We start from the raw sequence: 3,876 nt of genomic DNA, 5'->3' as shown, positions 1-3,876 counted from the left end.
ATGACCCCGAAGGGTCGGTGGGCGGGTTTGGGCGGTTAGCATCACCGGGCTCGGTATGGGCGGTTCTTCGCCGGTAGGAGAATGTCAACTCCTTGTCCATCGACTACGCCTGTCGGCCTCGCCTTAGGTCCCGACTTACCCAGGGCGGATTAACCTGGCCCTGGAACCCTTGGTCATTCGGCGGACGGGTTTCTCACCCGTCTTTCGCTACTCATGCCTGCATTCTCACTCGTGTGGCCTCCACCGCTGGGTTCCCCCGCGGCTTCACCGGCCACACGACGCTCCCCTACCCACCTGCGCCCCTGGACCACGAAGGCCTGGGTGTCGCGCAGGTGCCACGGCTTCGGCGGTGTACTTGAGCCCCGCTACATTGTCGGCGCGGAATCACTTGACCAGTGAGCTATTACGCACTCTTTCAAGGGTGGCTGCTTCTAAGCCAACCTCCTGGTTGTCTGTGCAACTCCACATCCTTTCCCACTTAGCACACGCTTAGGGGCCTTAGCCGGTGGTCTGGGCTGTTTCCCTCTCGACTACGGAGCTTATCCCCCGCAGTCTCACTGCCACGCTCTGGCTTACCGGCATTCGGAGTTTGGCTGACGTCAGTAACCTTGTAGGGCCCATCGGCCATCCAGTAGCTCTACCTCCGGCAAGAAACGCGTGACGCTGCACCTAAATGCATTTCGGGGAGAACCAGCTATCACGAAGTTTGATTGGCCTTTCACCCCTAACCACAGGTCATCCCCCAGGTTTTCAACCCTGGTGGGTTCGGTCCTCCACGCGGTCTTACCCGCGCTTCAACCTGCCCATGGCTAGATCACTTCGCTTCGGGTCTAGACCCAGCGACTATGGGCGCCCTGTTCGGACTCGCTTTCGCTACGGCTTCCCCGCACGGGTTAACCTCGCCACTGAGCACTAACTCGCAGGCTCATTCTTCAAAAGGCACGCTGTCACCCCAACCAAGGAGGCTCCAACGGATTGTAGGCACACGGTTTCAGGTACTATTTCACTCCCCTCCCGGGGTACTTTTCACCTTTCCCTCACGGTACTGGTCCGCTATCGGTCACTAGGTAGTATTTAGGCTTAGCAAGTGGTCTTGCCAGATTCACACGGGATTTCACGGGCCCCGTGCTACTTGGGATCCCCTTCGGGAGGCCACGCCATTTCGTCTACCGGACTGGCACCGTCTGTGGTCCGCCTTTCAATGCGGTTCGACTATGACACGGCTTTCTCACTCCCCGGTGGACTGTCAGATCCACCAGAAGGGTCCCACAACCCCGGACACGCAACGCCTGACAGCTTTACCACGCGCCCGGTTTGGCCTCATCCGCTTTCGCTCGCCACTACTCACGGAATATCTCTTCCTGCCGGTACTGAGATGTTTCACTTCCCGGCGTTCCCTCCACACACCCTATATATTCAGGTGCGGGTCACACGACATGACTCGTGCGGGGTTCCCCCATTCGGAAACCCTCGGATCACAGCTCGTTTGCCAGCTCCCCGAGGCTTATCGCAGGCTACAACGTCCTTCTTCGGCTCCTAGTGCCAAGGCATCCACCCTGTGCCCTTAAAAACTTCACAACCACAACTACATTATTCGCAGAGACCAAGAAACATCACCCACCGACCAATAGAGCCGGCAAGATCTGCATCTTGATCACTTCAAAGATGCTCGCGTCCACTGTGCAGTTCTCAAACAACCAACGACCCCGACCCGCACCCGGACCCGCCTACCCACCACCACACACCCCGCGCCACACCCGACCCCCCAAGGGACCGGCGCGAGCGCCAGGAGCAGACAGCGAGCGGTTCGTGATCCACGGACCGACCCGTACCAGGCAACCACCACCGAAGCGGCCGGTGACCTGAGGACCCAACAGTGTGCTCGACGAACCCGACCCCTCACCCCGTGATGTTCCACCACACCCACCGACCACCACCTGCGAACAGGCACCGACCGGCCGGCGCAGGTACTGACACCAGCGCGAAGACCCGAGCTCCTTCGTCAATGTTCCACCCATGAGCAACCACCCCCACACGCGTTCGGCGTGGGCCGTGGCCACCACGCACCAGCACCCGCAGGCACCAGCACATGTAGTGATGCTCCTTAGAAAGGAGGTGATCCAGCCGCACCTTCCGGTACGGCTACCTTGTTACGACTTAGTCCCAATCGCCAGTCCCACCTTCGACCACTCCCCCCACAAGGGTTGGGCCATGGGCTTCGGGTGTTACCGACTTTCGTGACTTGACGGGCGGTGTGTACAAGGCCCGGGAACGTATTCACCGCAGCGTTGCTGATCTGCGATTACTAGCGACTCCGACTTCATGGGGTCGAGTTGCAGACCCCAATCCGAACTGAGACCGGCTTTTTGGGATTCGCTCCGCCTTACGGCATCGCAGCCCTTTGTACCGGCCATTGTAGCATGCGTGAAGCCCAAGACATAAGGGGCATGATGATTTGACGTCATCCCCACCTTCCTCCGAGTTGACCCCGGCAGTCTCCCATGAGTCCCCGGCATAACCCGCTGGCAACATGGGACGAGGGTTGCGCTCGTTGCGGGACTTAACCCAACATCTCACGACACGAGCTGACGACAACCATGCACCACCTGTGCACGAGTGTCCAAAGAGACCACCATCTCTGGCGGCTTCCCGTGCATGTCAAGCCTTGGTAAGGTTCTTCGCGTTGCATCGAATTAATCCGCATGCTCCGCCGCTTGTGCGGGCCCCCGTCAATTCCTTTGAGTTTTAGCCTTGCGGCCGTACTCCCCAGGCGGGGCACTTAATGCGTTTGCTGCGGCACGGAACTCGTGGAATGAGCCCCACACCTAGTGCCCAACGTTTACGGCATGGACTACCAGGGTATCTAATCCTGTTCGCTCCCCATGCTTTCGCTCCTCAGCGTCAGTTGCGGCCCAGAGACCTGCCTTCGCCATCGGTGTTCCTCCTGATATCTGCGCATTCCACCGCTACACCAGGAATTCCAGTCTCCCCTACCGCACTCTAGTCTGCCCGTACCCGATGCAAGCTCGAGGTTGAGCCTCGAGTTTTCACACCAGACGCGACAGACCGCCTACGAGCTCTTTACGCCCAATAATTCCGGACAACGCTTGCGCCCTACGTATTACCGCGGCTGCTGGCACGTAGTTAGCCGGCGCTTCTTCTGCAGGTACCGTCACTTGCGCTTCTTCCCTGCTGAAAGAGGTTTACAACCCGAAGGCCGTCATCCCTCACGCGGCGTCGCTGCATCAGGCTTTCGCCCATTGTGCAATATTCCCCACTGCTGCCTCCCGTAGGAGTCTGGGCCGTGTCTCAGTCCCAGTGTGGCCGGTCGCCCTCTCAGGCCGGCTACCCGTCGTCGCCTTGGTAGGCCATCACCCCACCAACAAGCTGATAGGCCGCGAGCCCATCCCTGACCGAAAAACTTTCCAACCACCCCCATGCGAGGACGGCTCATATCCGGTATTAGACGCCGTTTCCAGCGCTTATCCCGAAGTCAGGGGCAGGTTACTCACGTGTTACTCACCCGTTCGCCACTAATCCACCCAGCAAGCTGGGCTTCATCGTTCGACTTGCATGTGTTAAGCACGCCGCCAGCGTTCGTCCTGAGCCAGGATCAAACTCTCCGTAAAAGAACAACGCCCACCACCAACACACAGCCGGCAGCAGACAATCCATACGAAGCGAACCCCAAAAGGTTCACAAAACTGGCTACACGAAAAACAATCCGACGATCATTCTCCGAAATCAACCAAAGGAATCCCCAGACACAACCAACCACCACCCCGAACGAGGCAACAGCCAGCCATGCCCACGAGGACAAAAATTGGCATTGACTAACAAGCACACTGTTGAGTTCTCAAACAACCGACACACACC

At 58.8% G+C, this 3,876-nt stretch carries 2 rRNA genes (1 of these 2 only partly in view); both read right to left on the bottom strand.

Features of this window, described 5'->3' with window-relative positions:
• A 23S ribosomal RNA gene (locus ACFTZA_RS16865) occupies positions 1-1,578 on the bottom strand (it extends 1,628 nt beyond the left edge of the window).
• 530 nt (positions 1,579-2,108) lie between these two features.
• Positions 2,109-3,629, bottom strand: a 16S ribosomal RNA gene (locus ACFTZA_RS16860).
• The 16S and 23S rRNA genes sit together here, the layout of an rRNA operon.
• Positions 3,630-3,876: the final 247 nt, after the last annotated feature.

The sequence above is a fragment of the Cellulosimicrobium sp. NPDC057127 genome, from assembly GCF_042670945.1.
GTDB lineage: Bacteria > Actinomycetota > Actinomycetes > Actinomycetales > Cellulomonadaceae > Cellulosimicrobium.
The sequence above is the reverse complement of the archived record's forward strand: the minus strand, read 5'-3'. Positions and strand labels throughout refer to the sequence as shown.